19 protein-coding genes are annotated in these 22,426 nt (G+C 37.9%); 6 read left to right on the top strand and 13 right to left on the bottom strand.

Features of this window, described 5'->3' with window-relative positions:
• Positions 1 to 4 precede the first annotated feature (4 nt).
• On the top strand, positions 5 to 709 hold the full coding sequence (locus tag SJY37_RS08445) for a porin family protein (RefSeq protein ID WP_298326630.1): 705 nt from the start codon (positions 5 to 7) through the stop codon (positions 707 to 709).
• A gap of 3 nt (positions 710 to 712) precedes the next feature.
• Here SJY37_RS08445 and SJY37_RS08440 read toward each other — a convergent pair whose 3' ends face one another.
• A complete protein-coding gene (locus tag SJY37_RS08440; protein ID WP_298326633.1) occupies positions 713 to 1,453 on the bottom strand; it encodes an RNA methyltransferase in 741 nt (246 codons plus the stop codon).
• A gap of 37 nt (positions 1,454 to 1,490) precedes the next feature.
• Between SJY37_RS08440 and SJY37_RS08435 the strand changes: the two genes are divergently transcribed.
• Positions 1,491 to 4,061 carry a BamA/TamA family outer membrane protein gene (locus SJY37_RS08435; protein WP_298326635.1) on the top strand — a complete coding sequence of 857 codons (2,571 nt, stop codon included), beginning with the start codon at positions 1,491 to 1,493 and terminating at the stop codon, positions 4,059 to 4,061.
• 180 nt (positions 4,062 to 4,241) lie between these two features.
• Here the strand turns inward: SJY37_RS08435 and SJY37_RS08430 are convergent, their stop codons facing one another.
• Positions 4,242 to 4,961 (bottom strand): hypothetical protein, encoded by a 720-nt coding sequence (locus SJY37_RS08430; protein WP_298326638.1) that lies wholly within the window; start codon positions 4,959 to 4,961, stop codon positions 4,242 to 4,244.
• 368 nt (positions 4,962 to 5,329) lie between these two features.
• Between SJY37_RS08430 and fbaA the strand changes: the two genes are divergently transcribed.
• Positions 5,330 to 6,397, top strand: coding sequence for a class II fructose-bisphosphate aldolase (gene fbaA / locus SJY37_RS08425; protein WP_144783219.1), 1,068 nt, complete (start codon positions 5,330 to 5,332; stop codon positions 6,395 to 6,397).
• Between the two features lie 207 nt (positions 6,398 to 6,604).
• Positions 6,605 to 7,462, top strand: a complete 858-nt coding sequence (gene accD / locus SJY37_RS08420; RefSeq protein ID WP_298326644.1) for an acetyl-CoA carboxylase, carboxyltransferase subunit beta — start codon at positions 6,605 to 6,607, stop codon at positions 7,460 to 7,462.
• A 68-nt stretch (positions 7,463 to 7,530) separates the two neighbouring features.
• On the opposite strand, the gene SJY37_RS08415 is transcribed toward accD, so the two are convergent.
• The 5 genes from SJY37_RS08415 to aceB all read right to left on the bottom strand — a co-directional run bounded on the left by SJY37_RS08415 (position 7,531) and on the right by aceB (position 14,475).
• On the bottom strand, positions 7,531 to 8,508 hold the full coding sequence (locus SJY37_RS08415; RefSeq protein ID WP_013749982.1) for a polyprenyl synthetase family protein: 978 nt from the start codon (positions 8,506 to 8,508) through the stop codon (positions 7,531 to 7,533).
• 33 nt (positions 8,509 to 8,541) lie between these two features.
• Positions 8,542 to 9,582 (bottom strand): 23S rRNA (adenine(2503)-C(2))-methyltransferase RlmN, encoded by a 1,041-nt coding sequence (gene rlmN / locus SJY37_RS08410; protein WP_379953006.1) that lies wholly within the window; start codon positions 9,580 to 9,582, stop codon positions 8,542 to 8,544.
• A gap of 167 nt (positions 9,583 to 9,749) precedes the next feature.
• Entirely contained in the window at positions 9,750 to 10,913 is a 1,164-nt protein-coding gene (locus SJY37_RS08405; protein ID WP_379953005.1) for a pyridoxal-phosphate-dependent aminotransferase family protein, read from the bottom strand.
• A 262-nt stretch (positions 10,914 to 11,175) separates the two neighbouring features.
• The gene (locus SJY37_RS08400; RefSeq protein WP_379953003.1) at positions 11,176 to 12,786 is read right to left on the bottom strand and encodes an isocitrate lyase; all 1,611 of its coding nucleotides are present in this window, start codon (positions 12,784 to 12,786) and stop codon (positions 11,176 to 11,178) included.
• Between the two features lie 93 nt (positions 12,787 to 12,879).
• Positions 12,880 to 14,475 (bottom strand): malate synthase A, encoded by a 1,596-nt coding sequence (gene aceB, locus SJY37_RS08395; protein ID WP_379953002.1) that lies wholly within the window; start codon positions 14,473 to 14,475, stop codon positions 12,880 to 12,882.
• 126 nt (positions 14,476 to 14,601) lie between these two features.
• Here aceB and SJY37_RS08390 point away from each other — a divergent pair, with 126 nt between their 5' ends.
• Positions 14,602 to 16,074 carry a helix-turn-helix domain-containing protein gene (locus SJY37_RS08390; RefSeq protein ID WP_379953001.1) on the top strand — a complete coding sequence of 491 codons (1,473 nt, stop codon included), beginning with the start codon at positions 14,602 to 14,604 and terminating at the stop codon, positions 16,072 to 16,074.
• Positions 16,075 to 16,270: 196 nt separating this feature from the next.
• Here SJY37_RS08390 and queA read toward each other — a convergent pair whose 3' ends face one another.
• From queA to rsgA, 5 genes are all read right to left on the bottom strand, one after another.
• Positions 16,271 to 17,320, bottom strand: coding sequence for a tRNA preQ1(34) S-adenosylmethionine ribosyltransferase-isomerase QueA (queA, locus tag SJY37_RS08385; RefSeq protein ID WP_298326666.1), 1,050 nt, complete (start codon positions 17,318 to 17,320; stop codon positions 16,271 to 16,273).
• Between the two features lie 100 nt (positions 17,321 to 17,420).
• The gene (locus SJY37_RS08380) at positions 17,421 to 18,668 is read right to left on the bottom strand and encodes a 3-phosphoshikimate 1-carboxyvinyltransferase (protein ID WP_379953000.1); all 1,248 of its coding nucleotides are present in this window, start codon (positions 18,666 to 18,668) and stop codon (positions 17,421 to 17,423) included.
• 6 nt (positions 18,669 to 18,674) lie between these two features.
• Positions 18,675 to 19,001: a nucleotide pyrophosphohydrolase gene (locus tag SJY37_RS08375; protein ID WP_013749990.1), complete on the bottom strand. Its 327-nt coding sequence runs from the start codon at positions 18,999 to 19,001 to the stop codon at positions 18,675 to 18,677.
• Positions 19,002 to 19,007: 6 nt separating this feature from the next.
• Entirely contained in the window at positions 19,008 to 19,460 is a 453-nt protein-coding gene (gene dtd / locus SJY37_RS08370) for a D-aminoacyl-tRNA deacylase (RefSeq protein ID WP_379952999.1), read from the bottom strand.
• Between the two features lie 2 nt (positions 19,461 to 19,462).
• Positions 19,463 to 20,419, bottom strand: a complete 957-nt coding sequence (rsgA, locus tag SJY37_RS08365) for a ribosome small subunit-dependent GTPase A (protein WP_013749995.1) — start codon at positions 20,417 to 20,419, stop codon at positions 19,463 to 19,465.
• 146 nt (positions 20,420 to 20,565) lie between these two features.
• Here rsgA and SJY37_RS08360 point away from each other — a divergent pair, with 146 nt between their 5' ends.
• Positions 20,566 to 21,219 carry a hypothetical protein gene (locus tag SJY37_RS08360; RefSeq protein ID WP_379952998.1) on the top strand — a complete coding sequence of 218 codons (654 nt, stop codon included), beginning with the start codon at positions 20,566 to 20,568 and terminating at the stop codon, positions 21,217 to 21,219.
• A gap of 77 nt (positions 21,220 to 21,296) precedes the next feature.
• Here the strand turns inward: SJY37_RS08360 and SJY37_RS08355 are convergent, their stop codons facing one another.
• Positions 21,297 to 22,379 (bottom strand): bifunctional 3-deoxy-7-phosphoheptulonate synthase/chorismate mutase type II, encoded by a 1,083-nt coding sequence (locus tag SJY37_RS08355; RefSeq protein ID WP_298326689.1) that lies wholly within the window; start codon positions 22,377 to 22,379, stop codon positions 21,297 to 21,299.
• Positions 22,380 to 22,426: the final 47 nt, after the last annotated feature.

Raw genomic sequence — 22,426 nt, 5'->3', positions numbered from 1 at the left:
TTTTATGCGTACATACATTGCTATAATAGCACTTGTTTTAAGTTTCTCAACGGTTCATGGTCAATGGCTCTCTAGAGCTCGAGTACAAAATGATCAAAATTTTGATAAAAAGCCAATCTCTTGGGGTTACTACTTTGGTGTAAACTCCATGGATTATAATTTTGACTACCAGACAGATCAAGAAGATATTCAAGTAGAACGTTCTGTGGGATTCAATGTAGGTATCGTAGGTGACCTTAGACTTTCTGAGTTTATAAGTTTGCGTACAGAACCTGGACTCGTTTACACACAGCGTAATTTACTGTACGCACCAGATCCTCGTTTTGATAGCGAAAATGACTTGCTAAGAGAAGTACCATCTACTTACATCTATCTCCCGCTTGCCCTTAAATTTAATACTAGAAGACTTAATAATGTGCGTCCTTACGTTCAATTTGGGGTCGCTGCGGTCACTAACTTATCTAGTAACGAGAAAAACCCAGATGATAACTTTGCTGGACAGTTCCGTACTACTTCAAGTCCTTTCTTTTATGAGATGGCTATAGGCGTGGAACTTTACCTCTACTACTTTAAGTTTATTCCAAGTATTAAAGGAGTATTTGCAACCTCTGACGAGCTTGTGAGGGATAACAGACCTAACAGCCCGTGGACAGGTAATATCAACAAAATGCAAACACGAGGAGTATTTTTAAACTTTACTTTCCAGTAGCACTTACCCTCTTTTAAATTCGCTCAGGCAGATTGCTGTTGCCGTAGCTACATTGAGACTTTCGGTCGCTTGTACTTCGCCAAATCTCGGTATGGCAATACGATCTGACACTAAAGATTCTATTTCTTGAGATATCCCGTTTGCTTCATTACCCATGATGATAATCCCTTCTGCAGGCAAACTTGTGGTATAAATATTTGTGCCGTCCATAAATGTACCGAAGACTTTTCTGCTGTCATTTTCAAGGTATTCCTCTAGGTTCGTGTAGAAAACATCTACTCTTGTTAATGAGCCCATGGTTGCTTGCACCACCTTAGGATTGTAACAATCTACGGTTCCAATAGAACATACTAGTTGTTTTATTCCAAACCAATCGCACAAACGTATAATAGTACCTAGATTGCCAGGATCACGCACATCATCCAGCAGTAATGTAAGCCCAGATTTATCTAGCTGTGCAGCTTCTGGCATCCTAAAAGTTGCCACTGCTTTTTGTGCAGTTTTTAAGAACGTGATTTTCTTCAAATCTGCAGTGCTTACTTCTTCTACTATCGCTTGATTTTTGTTTTGTAACGCTTTCGCGAAAGCAGAAACATCTTCTGCATACAATTCTACAAGCTCTAAGTCCGAATGGAGCAGCTCATGTACCACCTTAATTCCCTCAGCCACAAAGACGCGCTCACGCTGTCTGTACTTTTTTTGACCTAAACTCGTTATTCGTTTGATTGTATTTTTGCTTACCACGATTAAGATGTACTTTTGAGATGATGAAAACGCCCTTTTGAAAACGACTTTTACAAAAATATCACTAATTCTGCTAGTGGCGGTGTTTCTATTAGGTTGTGACGCAACAAAGCGCGTACCAGATGATGGACATTTGCTCACAGAGAACACCATTTATGATGGTGATAAGAAAGTAAGTGAGAGCCGGCTTTATAATTTTCTTTACCAAAAACCCAATACCACATTACCTGGATTAGGGATTCCGCTGCGACTTTATATTTATAATCTTGCGAGACCTAACATAGATTCTATACTCGATGCACAAAGAGCGGCGAGCGAAAATAAATTCACCTTCTGGGAACGCGTACTTTCTCGCAAGCAAGTAGAAGCTGCCCGTAACTTCAAAAAGAGCATCAACACAGGGATTAAAAAAACCGGTGAAGCTCCCGCTATTGTTACAGATGCAATCACTCAAAAATCTGCACAACGTCTCAATTCTTACTACGTAAACAATGGCTACTTTAATGCTACTGTAGACTATGAAATTAAAAAAGACAGCAACCAGCGCGCCAGCGTAGACTATAAGGTTAATAAACGTAAAGCCTATTTTCTAGATAGTATTACACCTATCATAGCTTCACCAGTTGCAGACTCTATCTATAATGTTCACAAAAGTGCTTCCTTACTTAAGGCTGGAGATCGTTATGCGACTGGAAACATTAATGCCGAAACACAGCGCCTTACAGAACTCTTTAGAAACAATGGCTTGTACCATTTTGAGTCAGAATACATACGCCTCGTTGGAGATACCGTAAACACAAATCACAAAGCCAACTTAGAGTACATTATAGATAACCCTACGGAAAACATAAACGATTCTATTTTTGAAGTACCGTTCAAAGTTCACAATGTTTCTGAAGTAAATATTATTACAGATTACAGTTATGCTAATCGAGATAAGCCTTTTAATGACTCCTTAGTAAAGGACGGATTTAAGATCTATGCTTATGACAAAATCAATTATAGACCTAAGGCCCTCACAGACATCATCCCTCTTAAACCAGGCGACATTTACAAGGATAGAGATCGCATCCAGAGTTTAAGCAGACTAAGTAGGCTTGGCACTTTTAAATACCCAAGTATTCAATACACGGAAGACCCTGCAGATAGCACAAGGTCTGATCTTATAGCGAGCATAAGACTCTCCCCTCTTGAAAAATATAAATTGAGAGCAGACTTTGACGTGTCTACCTCAAACATTCAAGATTTTGGGATCGCTGGATTTGGATCTTTATTAATTCGTAACATTTTTCGAGGTGCCGAAACCTTAGAAATATCTGCTCGTGGTAGCATAGGAGCGTCAGACGATGCTGCAAATCCTGATGATAGCTTCTTTAACATTTCAGAAATAGGTGCAGACGTAAGACTCACATTCCCTCGTATATTTTTCCCTTTGAGCACAAGCGCTCTCATTCCAGCCGAATGGCAGCCTAACACACGCTTTAATCTTGGTATAGGCGTACAACAAAACATAGGTCTTGATAAGCAAACGGTAACCGCAGGACTTACCTACAACTGGAGTCCATCGTGGAAACGCAGCTTTAGTGTAGACCTCATCAATGCTCAATATGTGCGTAATCTTAACCCAGACAACTATTTTAATATTTATAGAAATAGTTATGAAGACCTCAATACCATCGCACGCAACAATGAAGCAAATATCAACCCTGGATATTTTATAACCGATGAAAATGGCGATAGAAATCTTTCTATACCCACAGGAGCAGAGCAGTTTATAAATGACGTAAACCGCAGCCAAGTAGACAATCTTGCTCAAGATGACATAGATGATATACGAGCGATAGGAGAGCGCCAAGAGCGACTTACAGAAGACAATCTTATTGTATCCTTAAATATTTCTCATACCTATGACAATAGGGAAAATCTGTTTGATGAAACCTTTAGCCGACTAAGAACTCGTGTGGAACTTGCTGGTAATGCGCTAGCACTTGCTGGAGGAATTGCAAACACAGAGAAAAACGAGGATGGAAACAAAAGCCTTTTTGGCGTTGTATATTCTCAGTACGTAAAAACAGAAATAGAATACTCACGTCACTGGGATTTAGGAGGTAATAACATCATTGCAGCAAGAGCTTTTGGCGGTATTGCAATTCCTTACGGAAACTCTACGAGCATCCCTTTTATACGTAGTTTTTTTGGTGGAGGTTCTAATGATAACAGAGCATGGAGAGCTTATGATCTAGGTCCAGGAAGTAGCGGTAGCCCAAATGAGTTTAATGAAGCAAACATGAAACTTGCCTTTAACCTTGAGTACCGTTTTGATTTAATAGGTCCTATAGAAGGAGCGCTATTTACAGACGCTGGAAATATCTGGAATGTGTTTGATAATGTAGAAGACCCTAGATCACGCTTTAATAATATCGCTAGTTTGAAAGATCTTGCGGTAGGCTCTGGTTTTGGATTAAGGTGGGATTTTGACTTTTTTGCCCTTCGCTTTGATGTAGGCTTTAAATCTTACAACCCAGCACTCCCAGAAGGTGATCGCTGGTTTAAGGAGTATAACTTCTCAAATGCAGTTTATAACGTGGGGATAAATTATCCTTTCTAGTAGTCCCTCCATCTTCCTATTGTTTACTCTAGAATTTTATTGAGAGTTTCTATTGTTTATTTTTTTTCGCTTTCGCGAAAATGTGATGAAAAAAAATTAGCACTAATAATTGAAATCAACACAACTTTTGACACTGAACAAGAAGGAGGTTAATTTCATTTATGCAGTTAATTATTCATATCAATCTTTCAAATATTCTAAACTTTGGTTGAAATACTTATGCAGTGATTTGTTTAGATATTTATCATAAACAGCATTTTCATTTCTCTCTTTAGAAAGCCAAGCCATGGCATAAGCAATTATCTGTTCAGGTAAATAGCCCTGACTACTAGATTGCCATCCAAACCCTTCAGAGGTAAATTGAAATCGAGAATTGCCAATAAAAATTCCAAAGCCATAAACTATAGAAGTAAAATCAGTCAAGAATTCATCATTTTCTTCTATCCTACTTTCACCGAGTAAAATCTGATGCGACAATTCATGGGAAATCGTTGCTATTAATGAAATAGGATTTTTCAACTGCCCTCTTTCGATTGAAATTACAGTTTCATTTTCTGTTTGCTCATATATTCCACTTGCGCTTTTCCAGCCTCCACTTATATCTGCTGGAGAGGTCAAGATAGTCCCGTCATCCATTTCAACGGGTTGGTCTGAGAAAAAATTAAGTTTAATTTCAACATCTAGAATATTCATAAGCTCCATTGTTCTCGCAAGGATAAATTCAGCATCTTCTTCAGTCCCTTTAAACTTCCGATTATAAAAGTCTGTGGTTGGAGTTACAGTTATTATATCCATAAAATGTTCTTCTCCAAATTCTGTACGCAACCAATTTAATTCTGAGTCAACCCAAACTTTATCTTCTGTCGTAATGGGTAATTTTTTCTTTTTATTCCAGAACATCAATAATTTATTTCGTTTGTTTACAAGTGATTTTAATAATTAAAGAAAGCATTATACTGAATAGTATTCATGACATTAATTCTTGATTACTCGCTTAAATATACACTTATTTACGAACCACCCTCTAAAAAGGCTAAGGTCTTAAACTCATCTCAATATTACTAGCTACAAAATTATCTTGCCTGAATCATCTACTGCTATACTATAATTCACCCTAGGCTCTGATACTTTCTAAGAGCACTATAGCTAACGACCACGCTTTCGCGAAAGCGTAACCTAGCTAAAACGTTGTCGTAGTAACCTCCATATCTGGCCTACTTTCCGAGTAATATTTGTTATTTTTACTTCACTAATTTTAAACAACAACAATGTCGCATTCTATAAAACCAGGTGTAGCCACAGGCCACGAAGTACAAGCAATTTTTAACTATGCAAAAGAGAAAGGCTTTGCCCTCCCTGCGGTTAATGTAATTGGGTCTAACAGTATCAACACGGTTCTAGAGACTGCAGCGGCGCTTAATGCTCCTGTAATTATCCAGTTTTCAAATGGTGGAGCACAGTTTAATGCTGGAAAAGGATTAAATAATGACAACCAAAAAGCAGCCGTACTAGGAGCTGTAGCTGGAGCAAAGCACGTACACGAACTTGCAAAAGCATATGGAGCAACCGTAATTTTACACACAGATCACTGTGCAAAAAAATTACTTCCTTGGATGGACGGGATGCTTGATGCAAATGAGGCTTACTATAAAGAACATGGTCACTCACTCTTTAGCTCTCACATGATTGACTTAAGTGAAGAACCACTTGAAGAGAATATTGAGATTTGCAAAGGATATCTTGAGCGCATGGCTAAGATGGAAATGACACTTGAGATAGAATTAGGTATCACTGGTGGTGAAGAAGATGGTGTAGATAATAGTGATGTAGATGATTCAAAATTATACACACAACCAGAAGAAGTTGCTTATGCTTATGAGGAACTAAGTAAAGTAAGTGATCAATTTACGATTGCTGCAGCTTTTGGAAATGTACACGGAGTTTATAAGCCAGGAAACGTAAAGCTTACTCCGAAGATTCTTAAAAATTCTCAAGAGCACATCTCTGAGAAGTATGGTAAGGAACACAACCACATTGATTTCGTATTTCACGGAGGAAGTGGATCTACAGTAGAGGAAATACGTGAGGGAATCTCTTACGGAGTTATCAAAATGAACATTGACACAGATTTACAATGGTCTACTGCAGAAGGTATCCGTGATTATTTTGGAGAAAATGCTGAGTATCTTAAAACACAGATAGGTAACCCTACTGGTGATGACTCTCCAAACAAGAAGTTCTATGATCCTCGCGTATGGTTACGTAAGGCAGAGCAAACTATGGGAGCTCGTCTTAAAAAGGCTTTTGAAGATTTAAATAATATCGATACACTATAGTATCAACACATTATAAAATTTGTAAAAACGGATTACATCAAAATTGATTTGATGTAATCCGTTTTCCGTATTTTTACGGCTTGCATTAGTAATTAATAAGTCCTAACAATGCTAGGATTTACTTTCTAATAGTAGAAAGGAATTATTTATAGTTATAACATTTTCGCGAAAGCGGAATAAATACCATTAACCAAATTCAAACACAATATGGCTTGGTTCAAACGTAAAGAAAAAGGAATACACACTGCTACAGAGGACAAAAAAGATACTCCTAAGGGGCTGTGGTACAAATCACCTACTGGAAAAATAGTAGATACAGAAGAGCTAGAAAAGAACTTCTACATCTCACCTGAGGATGGATACCACGTACGAATAGGTAGTAATGAATATTTTGAAATCCTCTTTGATGATAATAAATTTGAAGAGCTAGACCCAAAACTTACTTCTAAGGATCCTCTTAAGTTTGAGGATAAGAAGAAGTATGTAGACCGTCTCGCTGCTGCTCAAGAAAAAACAGGACTTAAAGATGCCATTAGAACTGCCGTAGGTAAGTCTAAGGGTGCAGATATTGTAATAGCTTGTATGGACTTCAGCTTTATAGGTGGGTCTATGGGAAGTGTTGTAGGTGAAAAAATTGCACGTGCTGCAGATTATTCTCTTAAAAACAATATTCCATTTATGATTATCTCTAAGTCTGGAGGTGCTCGTATGATGGAGGCGGCATTATCTCTTATGCAACTAGCAAAAACAAGTGCTAAGCTTGCTCAACTTGCAGATGCAGGGATACCTTATGTATCGCTTTGTACTGACCCTACTACTGGAGGTACTACAGCATCATTTGCAATGCTAGGGGACATTAACATCTCTGAGCCTGGAGCACTTATAGGCTTTGCAGGACCACGTATTGTACGTGATACAACAGGAAAAGAATTACCAGATGGTTTCCAAACTGCAGAATTCTTACAAGAACACGGTTTCTTAGACTTTATCACTCCGCGTCAAGAATTAAAAAATAAAGTAAATCTCTACTTAGATTTAGTTATGAATCGAGCAGTAAGAGCTTAAATCTGATATAATACCAAAAAAGGCTAAACGTAATGTTTAGCCTTTTTTTTATGTGTACTATTATTGAATTACTTCTTCCTATCAATCACATAGTTGACCATCAACTCAAGAGAGTCCCTGTAGACCGACTTAGGATACGTCATTAAGATTTCTAACGCTTCTTGCTGTAATGCCTTCATCTTTGTAACAGCATACTCTAGGCCGCCGTTATCTCTTACAAAAGCAATTACTTCATTTACACGCTTCTTGTCTGTATTCTTATTCTTGATGCTATTAATAAGCCAATTTTTATCTTTTTTAGAAACCGTATTCAGCACATATATAAGCGGCAAGGTCATCTTTTGCTCTTTGATATCAATACCTGTAGGTTTCCCTATTTTGGCAGTACCATAATCAAACAAGTCATCTTTAATTTGAAAAGCCATACCTATAAGCTCTCCAAACTTATGCATGCGTTTTACTTCTTTATCCTTAGCATGGACTGCACAAGCTCCCATAGCACAACATGCAGCAATTAATGTTGCTGTTTTCTGACGGATAATCTCGTAGTATAAATCTTCTGTAATATCTAGCTTGCGGGCTTTTTCTATCTGAAGTAATTCGCCTTCTGAGATTTCTCTTACAGCTACAGATATAATCTGCAATAAATCTGTATCGCCATTATCTATGGAAAGTAATAGTCCCTTTGAGAATAAAAAATCTCCAACAAGTACTGCAATCTTATTTTTCCATAATGCATTAAGCGAAAAGAAACCTCTGCGTATGTTACTGTCATCTACTACATCATCATGTACGAGACTAGCAGTATGAATTAACTCTATAACCGATGCTCCACGATAGGTGCGATCGTTTACCTCACCATTGTTCATCATCTTTGCGGTAAGAAAGACAAACATAGGGCGCATTTGCTTGCCCTTACGGTTTACAATATAATGTGTGATACGATTGAGAAGCGCCACCTTAGAGCGCATAGAAAGTGAAAACTTTTCTTCAAAAAGCTCCATTTCATAAGCGATGGGTTCTTTAATCTGTGCTACTATTTTCATTATAGTAAAGATAAGTAACAGCTACTTTGCATCCTATTGCTTATTAGCTAGTTGTCCGCAGGCTGCATCAATATCCTTTCCTCTTGATCTACGCACGGTCACTGTCACACCATTTGCTTCTAGAACCGACACATAGCGGTCTATTGCTTCAGGATTTGCTTGCTGGAACTGACCATCGTCAATGGGGTTATACTCTATAATATTAACTTTGCTAGGTACAGCTTTACAGAAATCTAATAGTGCCATAATATCAATGTGGCGATCATTTATACCATCCCACACTACGTATTCGTATGTAATACGTTTTCCTGTTTTTTCATACCAATAAATAAGCGCCTCTTTAAGATCTGCAAGTGTCATTTGCTCATTAAAAGGCATAATCTCTGTACGCACATCATCAAGAGCAGAATGTAATGAAACCGCAAGATTAAACTTTACGTCATCATCTGCCATTTTCTTAATAATCTTAGGCACTCCAGAGGTAGATACGGTAATACGCTTAGGAGACATCCCTAGCCCTTCTGGATCTGTGATTTTGTCTATTGCTTTAATGACATTATTATAATTCATTAAAGGCTCTCCCATTCCCATAAAGACAATGTTAGACAACGGCTTATCGTGATATAGTCTACTTTGTCTATCTATCACAACAACTTGATCTACAATCTCATCTGGATTGAGATTACGCATACGCTTTAAACGCGCGGTAGCACAAAACTTACAGTTAAGACTACAGCCTACTTGTGATGAAACACAAGCAGTCGTTCTATTTTTTGTTGGAATCAATACAGACTCGACCATAAGCCCGTCATGTAGTTCAACACCATTTTTTATGGTACCATCACTACTGCGCTGCATTTGATCTACGCGTATGTGATTAATCACGAAGTTCTCATCTAGAAGTATACGAGTATCCTTAGACAAGTTTGTCATATCTATAAAATCGTGTGCGCCTTTTTGCCACAGCCATTCATATACCTGATTTCCGCGGAAGGGTTTATCTCCTTGAGATACAAAAAAATCTCTAAGTTCTTCCTTACTTAATTTACGTATGTCTCTCTTATCTGTTTTCACAACGCAAAGGTACGTAGTTGTTTTTTGGTTTTCACGTTTGAATACAAGCTTGCTATTAAAAGCTTTTCAATACTATCAAAACAATCACATACAAACCTATTTCAAATAAAAACGCCAGACTTCTTAGGGAGAAACTAGCGTTATAAACTCATAAAATAATTGCGCTTTTAATCCAGACTATCTTGAAAAACCTTTAAGCTCACCCCAGATTCAAAAGAATAATTTAAGGCAGATAGCGAGCGCTCTAATGCACCTAGAACACAAAGCAAATCATTTGCCGACACAGAGCCCATATGTCCTACCCTAAAGTAATCGGCTTTGATTTCTGAAAGCAAGCCTCCAGCCACAATCACATCATCTTGCGTCATATTTGCCCTCAAAACAGCTCCGTCTATACCTTTTGGATAGTACACTGCAGTAAGCGTACTCGCAGCAATCTCCTCTGTTTTTGGTAATATATCTAAATTCAAAGAGCGGATTGCAGCCCTAAAAGCACTAGCAAGGCTTTCATGCCTATGTACTCTTGCGACCATTCCTTCACTACAAATTAATTCCAGACTTTTTTCAAGTGCTAGAATTAAGTTAACAGGTGGCGTGCCAAAATAAGATGGACGTCTTTCCTCATATGCTGTCATGATGGGCAACCAGTTATTCCATGATGCATAATAATTTTGAACAGGTATTTTTCGGTTTTTCCACTCTTCTATTGCTTTTTGCGATGCTACTAGCAATGCTAATCCTGGCGGCACACCTATTGCCTTTTGAGATCCTGTAAGGACCACATCTACACCCCAGGCATCTTGCAAGATTTCTTGACCAGCTACAGAGCATACTCCATCAAGTATAGTAAGCACATTATATTTCTTTGCAAGTTTACATAGAGGCTCTGGCGCCACCATGACACCTGTAGATGTATCAACATGCGTGAAGGTAACTACCTTATATTTTTTTGTTTTAAAAGCCGCTTCTATCTCCGTTAAAGACACAACCTCGCCTATAGGCGCAGTTAATATGGTCGTATCTGCACCATAGGTTTCCAGTATATCTTTAAAACGTTCTCCAAAATAACCAGAAGAAACAACTAGTGCAGCATCTCCTTTTTCTATTAGATTTGCAGCTGCCATATCCATCGCAAGCGTACCACTCCCTGCCACTACAAAAGGCTGTCCATTTGGAGCATTCCACACTTCACGCATCATATCTAGACTATTCCCAAAAACCTCTATAAAATTTGGTGCAACATGACTCGCAGTAGGAACTGCCATCGCTTGCAACACATCTGGCTCAAATTCTATAGGACCAGGGATCATCAGTAATTTTCTACTTTTCATATTTTTCCTAAGATTTTTAATGATATTTTTTTGCCTTCCTTTTCATATTTCCTTGTGAAATGTTTGTTTTAATAACGCTTTCGCGAAAGCGCAACTCAATGAACATCATCCACTATAAGTATATATCAGAAAAGCAATCTAGTAAAATGTAAGGATAAAAAAACCCTAACCTAGACACCATTATCACCGAAATTATTATTGCTGAACAAAAAAGGCGGCGTACAGAACACCGCCTTCTAAATAATTAACAATGAGTTTGAGGCTACGCCGTCAAAACAGGTTTATTATTTAACACCGTTTTCTTCTCTTGAAATTGATTACTAGTATTATTTGCTCCTCCAGCCTTTAGAGCTTTATCTCCCGCATAAAACGTTTTGTGATCATCTCCTAGATCAGAACCCGCCATTCTCTGGTGTTTTACACAAGAAACTCCATTGCGTATCTCTTGTCTTTGCACATCTTTTACATAAGCCAGCATACCTTGCTCTCCAAAATAACCTTCTGTAAGATTATTCATATGAAGTGCAGTAGTATGATAGGTAGGCAATGTAATGAGGTGGTGGAAGATTCCCGCTTCAAGTGCTCCGTCTCTTTGAAATGATTTAATTTTTTCATCTGCTCTATGAGACAATTCCGTCTGATCATAAGCTGCATCCATTAAATTATTACGATCATATGCAGTCATATTTTCACCTTCCTCTACCATCTCATCATACGCTTGATTTCTAAAGTTAAGTGTCCAGTTAAAAGAAGGAGAGTTATTATATACCAGCTTTGCACTAGGCTCTACCGCTCTCACTCTATTTACCATATGAGCGATTTGCTTTACATTAGGCGTAGGGGTTTCTATCCATAATAGGTCTGCGCCGTTTTGCAAACTTGTAATACAATCCAGCACCACTCTATCTATGTTTGATCCGTTCTTAAACTTGTAAAGACCATTAGGTAATCGCACTGGGCGCACGAGTTTTCCATCTCTTTTAAGAAGTACGTCATCTTCATTTGCGCTATTAATATCTACTTCTTCTGCCTCTACAAAAGCGAGGTATTGAGAAGCGAGATCTCCTGGCTCTTGGCTTACAGGCAACTTCTGAGTAAGACCTGCACCCTCAGAATCTGTTCTTGCCACAATAATTCCTTCATCTACGCCTAGCTCTAAAAAGGCATAGCGTAGTGCGTTAAGTTTTGCTATAAAATCCTCATGAGGAACGGTTACCTTACCATCCTGGTGACCACACTGCTTTGCATCAGATACTTGATTTTCTATCTGCAGTGCGCATGCTCCAGCTTCTATCATTTTCTTTGCTAGTAAATAAGTAGCCTCTTCATTTCCAAAACCTGCGTCTATATCTGCGATAATTGGAACTATATGCGTTTCATAATTATCAATTTGATCTTGCACATCCTCACCGGCATCAAGACGACGAAACAAATCATTAAGTTCTACGGCATCTGCCTGACGTAAGAAAGTATAAATTTCTTCAATTAATTTTGGCACAGCAGTCTTTTCATGCATAGATTGATCTGGCAAAGGACCTAGCTCTGAACGTAAAGCGGCAACCATCCATCCAGAAAGGTATAAGTACTTTTTATTTGTAGTACCATGATGTTTCTTTACTGCAATCATTTTTTGCTGTGCCACAAAACCGTGCCAGCACCCTAGAGACTGCGTATAATTCATAGGATTTGCATCATATTCTTCCATATCCTTGCGCATAATACTCGCAGTATATGTGGCAATGTCAAGGCCCGTTTTAAATCTATTTTGAACAGCCATACGAGCTGTATTTTCTGGACTTATGGCACTCCAAGAGTTTCCATGCTTTGCTTTAAGTGATCTAACAACTTCAAGAGCCGAATTGTAGTCTGACATAATACTAAGTTTTAAAGATTTATTTAATGTGTACCTGAAAAGGCGGTGATCGTTTTGTTATACTTATTTGAGAAATAGCTTATGGATATTTATCTAAAGAAATTTATAAGCTGGCGTGGTTAAAAACTCTTCAAAGTCTTCTGCTAAGACCAGTTCTTTAAAGAGGTTAAATGCATTCTCAAACTGAGTTTCTTTTATTTCAATAGAGCCCACTTCAGTAATGATTTTTTCAACTTCTTCATCAAAAAGTTCATTGAAGTATTCTTTTGTAAATGCTTTTCCATCTTCCAGCACTGCTTTGTTTTTTATCCAATGCCAGATTTGTGTTCTTGATATTTCGGCAGTTGCCGCGTCTTCCATTAAGTGATATAGCGCTACTGCACCTTGACCACTTAACCATGCGTTGAGATAGAGTATCCCAACGTTAATATTTTTTCGCACTCCAGCTTCTGTGACCGTGCCCGCAGGAATTGCAACTAGATCATCTGCTGTTACCACAACATCATCTCTTGTAATGTGCAGTTGATTTGCTGTAGGCATATGTTTATCAAACTCATCCATCGCAATTTGAACAAGTGCTGGATGAGCAACCCATGTACCATCGTGTCCATTTATTACCTCGCGTTCTTTATCTTTTCTTACTTTTTCTAAAGCCGCTTGATTTGCCGAAGGATCATTTTTAATAGGCACTTGGGCTGCCATACCTCCTATTGCTAAGATTCCGCGTTTGTGACATCTTTGTATTACCAACTTAGAATATGCGTCCATAAAAGGTGCCGTCATTCCAACTTGATCCCTGTTAGGAACTAAGAAATCAGGATCATTTCTAAACTTCTTGATATACGAGAATATATAATCCCAGCGACCGCAATTAAGACCTACGATATGATCTTTTAACTCATAAATAATTTCATCCAACTGATGGCTTGCCGTTATCGTCTCAATTAGTACGGTACATTTAATAGCTCCTAGAGGAATATTTAAATAGTCTTGAGAAAATTTAAAAACCTCATTCCATAGTCTCGCTTCCTTGTAATACTCAAGCTTTGCTAGGTAGAAATAGGGTGCTGTACCATTTTCTAGCAATTGGTGCACGTTTGTAAAGAAATACAAACCGAAATCTAACAAAGACCCAGACACTTCTACGCCGTCAACAAGAACATGTTTTTCATTAAGGTGCCACCCTCTTGGCCTTACCAGTAATGTAGCAACAGCATCATTGAGTGTATATTTTTTATCCTTAGTAGGGTGATGATATGATATCGTTTTATTTACAGCATCTCGCAAGTTAATCTGACCTTCCATCACATTTCTCCATGTAGGCGCAGTACTGTCTTCTAGGTCTGCCATAAAGGTTTTTGCACCAGAGTTAAGTGCGTTAATAACCATCTTACGATCTGTAGGTCCCGTGATTTCCACCCTTCTATCTTGCAAGTCTTGAGGAATCTCTCCCGCAGTCCACTCGCCTTCTCTTATTTCTTGTGTTTCTAAAGGAAAGACAGGCTTATGACCTTGATCAAACAATAGCTGCTGTTGCTCTCTAGCACGTAATAATTCTAAACGTTTGGCATTAAAATTTTCATGAAGTGCCTTAATGAAGTCTAATGCATCATCAGTTAGTATTTCTGAATAATAGCTTTTTACTTGGTTGCTAAAGCTTAGTGCATGTTGGTTTATTTCAGGAGCCATAATTATCTTTTTAAAAATTCTATGGCACAATGTTAAAAAAAATACTTTGATTAAAAAAGCGAACGTTCGCTAAATATTATTTTTCACTAAAATAGACTATTCGCAGAAAGTGGTATATTTGTGTATATGGAAGAAGAAGATATTAAACTTATATTTGGCTTAAAGCTACGCCAGATAAGGACTGACAAGAATTTATCACTTTTTGGGCTATCAAAACTTACAGGTCTTTCAAAATCATATTTAAATGAAATTGAAAATGGTAAAAAATATCCAAAACCAGATAAGATTGTCACACTTTCGGAAAAATTGGACATTCCATACGATCAAATGGTCTCTTTGAAACTTGATAAAAATCTTGCTCCTATAGGTGAAATTTTAAAATCAAAGATTCTTAAAGAAATACCTCTTGAGCTTTTTGGGATTAAGGAAAGTGACCTGATAGATATTGTATCTAATGCTCCAGCTAAGGTGAATGCTTTTATAAGCACGATTATAGAGATTGCGCAACACTACAACTTTAGCAGAGAAAGCTTCTTTCTAGCCTCTGTGCGATCATTTCAAGAGGCAAACAACAACTACTTTGACAACATAGAGCAAAAAGTGCTCGACTTTGTAAAGTCTTATCAAATAAATCAAGGACAAGGTATCTCATCAAATGAATTAGAAGAAATTCTCATAGAAGAGTATAACTACACTATAAAAAATGATGAACTAGATAAACACGAGGATTTAGATAACCTACGATCTGTTTTTATCCCAAAGTCACGCTCCCTACTAGTTGCAAGTGATGTAGATGAGTCACAACGCACATTTATCTACGCAAAAGAAATAGCCTATAATTATCTGGAAATTACAGAAAGGCTATACACCTTCCCATGGATTCTTTTTGAAACTTTTGACCAAGTGCTTAATAATTTTTATGCCTCTTACTTTGCAGGAGCATTGATCATTCCTAGTAAAAATCTGACGACGAAAATTAAAGATATTTTTAAGGAGCATACTTTTCAAAAAAATACTTTTGAGCACATTACAAATGAGTTCAATGCATCGCCTGAGTCTTTCTATCAGCGACTTACAAATATCTTACCTAAAGAATTTAATATCAAGAATTTGTTTTTCTTGCGGTTTACGCACAAGCTTAACGACACTAAATTTCACCTCACAAAGGAGCTACACCTAGCACACCAGCATGCTCCACGAGCAAATGAGAGTGATGAACACTACTGCAGAAGGTGGGTTTCACTACAAGTGCTTAAAGATCTATCTAAGAGTAGCGAGAATAGTAAGTTTGACTTGCAAATTTCTAATTATGAAAATGAAGGCGTACGATACTTGGTACTATCCACCGCTACAAAAGATCCCTTTAAAGAAAACAAGTTTAGAAGCATAAGCATAGGTCTCCTCATAAACAAACAACTCGAGCGCAAAATAAAATTCCTTAAGGATCCAAATATCCCTACTCGTAACGTAGGAGTTACTTGCGAGCGCTGTGCTATTATAAATTGCGAAGTGCGACAAGCTCCACCTAAGGTTTTAGACCGAACTTCAAAAAACAAAAAAATTGCAGCCATTGTGAAGCAACTTAATGATGAGCATTAAGAACACTAGCATACGCAAACGAGCTTAACTCCCTAGCCCCGATTGTAATGAAAATCCCGCAGCTGCCTGGCGAAGCCGGCGCGAGGAATTGTAATGAAAGCGGGAAACTAGATACCACAAATACCAAAAGGTGATGCTCCTAAAACAAAAAACCCAAACATTGCTGTTTGGGTTTTTATAATTATATCTGCTGAAATTAGATAATCAACATTGCGTCTCCGTAAGAGTAGAATTTGTATTTCTCTTTTACTGCTTCATCATAAGCTCTCTTCATAAAATCATGACCTGCAAATGCAGAAACCATCATTAATAAAGTAGACTTAGGTGTATGAAAGTTTGTAATCATACAGTTTGCGATACTAAAATCGTATGGAGGGAAGATAAATTTGTTAGTCCATCCACCAAACTCATTAAGTGTATGGTTACTAGAAACAGCACTTTCCATCACTCTCATCGAGGTTGTACCCACGGCACAAATACGACGTTTTTCCTTTAGCGCTTTATTGATAATCTCTGTTGCTGGCTTATGTATATATGCCTCTTCACTATCCATTTTATGCTTAGATAGATCTTCCACCTCAACTGCGCTGAAAGTTCCTAGACCTACGTGCAGTGTAACCTCAGCAAAGTCTACTCCTTTTATCTCAAGACGCTTTAATAAGTGCTTTGAGAAGTGTAAACCTGCAGTAGGTGCTGCTACAGCTCCTTCTTCTGTTGCATAAATAGTCTGGTAGCGATCTTCATCTTCTGGCTCTACCTCTCTATTAATATATTTAGGCAATGGCGTCTCTCCTAGTGACGTTAGCTTTTTTCTAAACTCCTCGTAAGACCCATCATACAAGAAACGAAGTGTACGTCCTCTTGATGTTGTGTTATCAATTACTTCTGCTACTAGACTCTCATCGTCACCAAAGTAAAGCTTGTTACCTATACGTATTTTACGTGCTGGATCTACAAGAACATCCCATAGGCGTGTTTCTGAGTTAAGTTCTCTAAGTAAGAATACCTCGATACGTGCTCCAGTTTTTTCTTTATTACCGTATAAACGCGCTGGAAAAACCTTAGTATTATTAAGCACCATCACATCTTCCGGCTCAAAATAATCAATAATGTCTTTAAACATTTTGTGCTCGATAGTCTGCTCTTTGCGGTTAAGTACCATAAGGCGTGACTCGTCACGATTTTCGGCTGGGCGATCTGCTAGTAATTCATCTGGCAAATCAAAGTTAAAATGTGATAACTTCATAAAGGGTTTTTATTTTAGTTTTTGTGCTCACAAAAGCAGTATGAACCGCTCATTTGCAAGATCGCAAAGATACAATCTTGAGATAGGCGTTGTCAAGTGTTTAGCCAATTATCTCTTGACCAAAGCCTAAAGTTTCTAAATCTTTCCAAAAATCTGGATATGACTTAGACACCACACCCGCATCATCTATCAACAATGGAACTGATAGCGCTAGTGGCGCAAATGCCATTGCCATACGATGATCATGATATGTCGCAATCGTAATATTCTCGTTAAGCGCTGCTTCTTGTGGCAGTAACGTAAGGTCTGTATCTGTTACCATAATCCCACCGCCTAGCTTTGTAATCTCTTCTCGTAGTGCTTCTAGCCTGTCTGTTTCTTTTATTTTGAGTGTATGCAATCCCGTGAGATGACATCCTACTCCTAGTCCTAAACAAGTAACTGCTATAGTCTGCGCAATGTCTGGCGCATTTGCAAGATCCAAAGTGATTGTTTCAGGAAGTTCAAAATCTTTGGCTAGTGACAAGGTAAGTGTATCTCCATTAAAAACAGAAACTACACCTAGCTGCTTGTAAATTTCTTGCAATACTGCATCTCCCTGTAAGCTATCTTTCTTATAACTACTTATGGTTATGGAAGTGTCTAAAGTACGCTTTCGCGAAAGCGCAATAATACTATAAAAGTATGATGCACTACTCCAGTCTGACTCTACTGTAATTTCTCTATGCTCACTAGTCGTTCTACCTGGTTTGATAGTTATAATCTGACCTACAAATGTAGCCTCAATGTCTAGCTGGTGTAATAGTGCTAGCGTCATGTTTATATATGGCACCGAAGTAATTTTACCATCGAGATGAATGGTAAGTCCATTTTCTAGCGCTGCTCCCATCATCATAAGTGCAGAGATATACTGGCTGCTCACATTTGCCTTGAGCGTAACCTCACTTTTTGTGAGTTTGCTTCCTTTAATATGAAGCGGCGGATACCCATCATTTTTTACATAAGAAACCTGAGCACCTAACTGCTGCAACGCTTCTACCAATATTGCCATAGGGCGTTGCTGCATACGCTCGCTACCAGTGAGCAACGTCTCTCTACCTTCTTGTATAGAAAAATAAGCGGTAAGAAAACGCATTGCCGTACCCGCATGGTAAATATCTACCTCACTTTCTATAGACGCTAGTGCCTTTTGCATCACCGCAGCATCATCACTATTTGAAATATTCTTTACTACAATACCATCAAAGAGCGCTTGTAAAATAAGTAGTCTGTTAGTCTCACTTTTTGACCCTGTGATTTGTATCTCACCACTGGTGCTGGCTGCAGTATGTTGTACTTTTAAGAGCATAGGCTATTACTTCAATTTCTCATTATTGTGATGACGATCGTGATCACGTTTAGTCTTTATATCAAGCTTTTTATCAAACGCTTCTTGAAGATTAACTCCAGTCTGATTTGCAAGACATAATACTACAAACATTACATCTGCAAGCTCCTCCCCTAGATCTTTGCCTTTATCACTTTCTTTCTCACTCTGCTCCCCATAGCGACGTGCGATAATGCGCGCCACTTCTCCTACCTCTTCAGTAAGCTGAGCCATATTAGTTAGTTCATTAAAATAGCGCACTCCGTGAGCTTTTATCCAATCGTCTACTGCTTGTTGTGAGTCTGAAATGTTCATAAATGATTATATTTTATTTTTTGTATCAATTACAATTGTAACAGGCCCATCATTAAGTAATTGAACTTTCATATCTGCACCAAATTCTCCTGTATAGGTGGGTTTGTTGCGCTTTCGCGAAAGCGTACTCACAAACTCCTCATACATGGGAATGGCTGTATCTGGTCGTGCTGCTTCTAAAAATGAAGGACGGTTGCCCTTCTTGGTACTCGCATATAACGTAAACTGGCTAATCACCAAAATGTCTCCATCTACATCACCTACAGAAAGATTCATTGCGCCATCATTATCACTAAAAATTCGTAGGCCAATTATTTTATTTGCGAGCCACTCAATATCTTCTTTCGTGTCATCATGAGTAACACCCAGCAATACAAGTAACCCTTGGTTAATCTCAGATTTTACAACTCCATCTATAGTGACAGAGGCTTCTGTTACTCGCTGAATTACTGCCTTCATTATTATTGTTCTTCTGGGTAGTGGTCTTTTCTGTAATGTTGCTCGTCATCTCCTTCTAGCATCTGTGTATAACTTTTATAACGCGACCAGTGTAGCTCATCATTATCTAGCGCTTCTTTTACAGCACATTTAGGTTCTTCAAGATGCAAACAGTTGTTGAATTTGCACTCACTTTTTAAAGCAAAGAACTCAGGAAAATAGTCTCCTATTTCTTCCCGCTCCATATCTACTATTCCGAACCCTTTAATTCCAGGAGTATCGATAATACGTGCATCAAAATGTAAATCAAACATCTCTGCAAAAGTAGTCGTGTGCTGCCCTTGACTGTGCTGTACGCTAATTTGCTTTGTTTTGAGATCTAAGGTAGGTTCGATAGCATTTACCAGCGTAGATTTTCCTACTCCAGAATGACCTGTAAACATACACGTCTTCCCCATCATCATCTCCTTTACAGTATCGATATTTTTACCTGTAATTGCCGAAATCCCTACACACTCATACCCTATCTCACGATACATTGCCGCAAGATATTTTATCTCCATAATCTCCTCTTCATTATAAGTATCAATCTTATTAAAAAGCAATACAGCTTTAATATGATAGGCCTCTGCAGTTACCAGGAAACGATCTATAAAAGCCGTAAAAGTAGGCGGATTGTTAAGCGTTACTAATAAGAACACTGTGTCTACGTTACTAGCAATGATGTGCGTTTGTTTAGAAAGGTTTACAGACTTACGTACAATGTAGTTATCTCTATCGTGAATTTTTGTAATTACTCCTGTCTCTACATCACTTTTGGTGTCAAGATCAAAGTCTACAACATCACCCACCGAAACTGGGTTTGTACTCTTAATTCCTTGAATACGGAATTTTCCTTTTATTCTACATTCAAACCACTGGCCGTCATCCGCTTTTACGGTGTACCAACTTCCAGTAGATTTATAAACAGTTCCTGTCATATGTTTGTGTCAGTTACAAAAATACCTTCTTTTTAGTTACTCACTAGAAATATTAGAAAAACTACTTGCCATAATTTTAAGAATTGTAGGAATTTACAGCAAGATTTTAATATTTTAGCTCTATAAATCAATCAAAAATTATATTAATGAAAAAATCAATTCTTTTTATTGCAGCCTTTATTCTGATGACACCATTTCTTGCAGCCCAAACAAGTCTGTACGAAAACCCAGCGTTTGATGAAATTGCTAAGGAGCATGAAATTATCGCAATCGTACCCTTTAAAACCCAGGTAAAACTTAGACCTAGGCAGATGAAAGACATGACAGATGAGCAACTAAGCCGTCTTGAAAAAGCCGAAGGTGAGGGATTACAAACTGGTATGTTTTCTTGGTTTCTAAAGAGAAAGAAGAGAGGGAAACTTACAACACTAGAAATCCAACAACCTTCTAGAACAAATGCTTTACTAAAAAAGGAAGGTATTGACTATGACAATATTTATGAATATACATCTGACGAACTTGCAAAAATTCTTGAAGTAGATGCAATCATATCTGGAGATTATGAGACCAACAAACCTATGAGTGAAGGAGCAAGCGTTGCACTTTCTTTATTAATAGGCTTTGGTGGTTCTACAAATAGTGCTATTGTAAACATGAACGTAAATAATGGAGCAGATGGCCAACTTTTATGGAACTACAACAAAAAAGTACGTGGTGGATTAGGTAGCTCTCCTGAGGACCTAGTAAATGTCTTAATGAGAAAAGCATCTAGAAGACTTGCTTACACTAAGAAAGATTAATCAATTCACTTTCCAACAAACAAAAAAGGCTCAACATCATGTTGAGCCTTTTACTTTATAAGTAGCTATCTAAAATCTTACGACCTCGCCACCTTCTTCTGGTGGTTTATAGACTCTTGGTGTACTGCTTTAAATACACGTAGTATAAACTCTTCACTAAGATTGTTTTGCTCTCCTTCTAGAATCATCTTACCTAGAATTTCATTCCAACGCTTAGTTTGTAAGATAGAAACATTATTATCTGCCTTAAGCTCTCCAATACCATCAGAGATTTTCATGCGCTTCCCTAAGCTTTCAATAAGCTGGTGATCTATTACATCAATCTGCGTGCGTAGTGTATTAAGCTTGTTTGTATACTCAAGCTCTGTACCTACTTCTTTTCTTATTTTAAGATCAACCATCATCTGTACTAAAGCTGCTGGTGTGATTTGCTGTGCAGCATCACTCCATGCATTATCTGGATCATAGTGTGTTTCTACCATAATACCATCATAGTTAAGATCTAATCCTGTCTGACATAAATCATGAATGATATCACGACGTCCAGCAATGTGTGATGGATCAAGAATTAATGGAAGATCTGGAAATTTATTTTGAAGATCAATCGCTATCTGCCATTCTGGATTATTTCTGTAACGTGTCTTTTCATACGTAGAGAAACCTCTGTGTATTACTCCTAAGTTTTTAATATCCTGAGTATAAAAACGCTCTACCGCTCCTAACCATAGGGCTAGATCTGGGTTTACTGGGTTTTTAATAAGTACCGTTTTTTCTGTTCCTTTAAGAGCTTCTGCAATTTCTTGAACGATAAATGGAGATACTGTTGTACGAGCACCTATCCATAAGATATCGATATCTGCTTCAAGAGCTAGATCTACGTGATTTGCATTTGCAACCTCTGTCGTAGTAAGCATTCCTGTTTCTTCTTTGGCTTTTTGTAACCATTTAAGTCCAAGTGCTCCTACTCCTTCAAAGTTTCCTGGACGCGTTCTTGGCTTCCAGATCCCTGCACGTAGTACTGTAGCATCTGTGTCTTTAAGTTGGTGAGCGATTTTAAGCACCTGCGCTTCCGTCTCTGCACTACAAGGTCCTGCAATTACAAGAGGGTGATCAAGGCCAAAAGCGTCTAACCAATTTCTAAGTTCTTTCTTATTTTCCATAACATTTAATTTGTGCCGCTTCGGGCTTTTGATATTTACGCTTTCGC

This window comes from Dokdonia sp. R78006, from assembly GCF_042466145.1.
In the GTDB taxonomy this organism is placed as follows: Bacteria; Bacteroidota; Bacteroidia; order Flavobacteriales; family Flavobacteriaceae; genus Dokdonia.
This window is presented reverse-complemented; position numbering and strand designations above follow the sequence as displayed.

Bases quoted from the DNA above. Each gene is read 5' to 3' on its own strand.
- SJY37_RS08445 (WP_298326630.1), top strand. From the start codon at position 5: ATGCGTACATACATTGCTATAATAGCACTTGTTTTAAGTTTCTCAACG.
- SJY37_RS08430 (WP_298326638.1), bottom strand. From the start codon at position 4,961: ATGTTCTGGAATAAAAAGAAAAAATTACCCATTACGACAGAAGATAAA.
- fbaA (WP_144783219.1), top strand. From the start codon at position 5,330: ATGTCGCATTCTATAAAACCAGGTGTAGCCACAGGCCACGAAGTACAA.
- accD (WP_298326644.1), top strand. From the start codon at position 6,605: ATGGCTTGGTTCAAACGTAAAGAAAAAGGAATACACACTGCTACAGAG.
- SJY37_RS08415 (WP_013749982.1), bottom strand. From the start codon at position 8,508: ATGAAAATAGTAGCACAGATTAAAGAACCCATCGCTTATGAAATGGAG.
- SJY37_RS08405 (WP_379953005.1), bottom strand. From the start codon at position 10,913: ATGAAAAGTAGAAAATTACTGATGATCCCTGGTCCTATAGAATTTGAG.
- SJY37_RS08400 (WP_379953003.1), bottom strand. From the start codon at position 12,786: ATGTCAGACTACAATTCGGCTCTTGAAGTTGTTAGATCACTTAAAGCA.
- aceB (WP_379953002.1), bottom strand. From the start codon at position 14,475: ATGGCTCCTGAAATAAACCAACATGCACTAAGCTTTAGCAACCAAGTA.
- SJY37_RS08390 (WP_379953001.1), top strand. From the start codon at position 14,602: ATGGAAGAAGAAGATATTAAACTTATATTTGGCTTAAAGCTACGCCAG.
- queA (WP_298326666.1), bottom strand. From the start codon at position 17,320: ATGAAGTTATCACATTTTAACTTTGATTTGCCAGATGAATTACTAGCA.
- SJY37_RS08380 (WP_379953000.1), bottom strand. From the start codon at position 18,668: ATGCTCTTAAAAGTACAACATACTGCAGCCAGCACCAGTGGTGAGATA.
- SJY37_RS08375 (WP_013749990.1), bottom strand. From the start codon at position 19,001: ATGAACATTTCAGACTCACAACAAGCAGTAGACGATTGGATAAAAGCT.
- dtd (WP_379952999.1), bottom strand. From the start codon at position 19,460: ATGAAGGCAGTAATTCAGCGAGTAACAGAAGCCTCTGTCACTATAGAT.
- rsgA (WP_013749995.1), bottom strand. From the start codon at position 20,419: ATGACAGGAACTGTTTATAAATCTACTGGAAGTTGGTACACCGTAAAA.
- SJY37_RS08360 (WP_379952998.1), top strand. From the start codon at position 20,566: ATGAAAAAATCAATTCTTTTTATTGCAGCCTTTATTCTGATGACACCA.
- SJY37_RS08355 (WP_298326689.1), bottom strand. From the start codon at position 22,379: ATGGAAAATAAGAAAGAACTTAGAAATTGGTTAGACGCTTTTGGCCTT.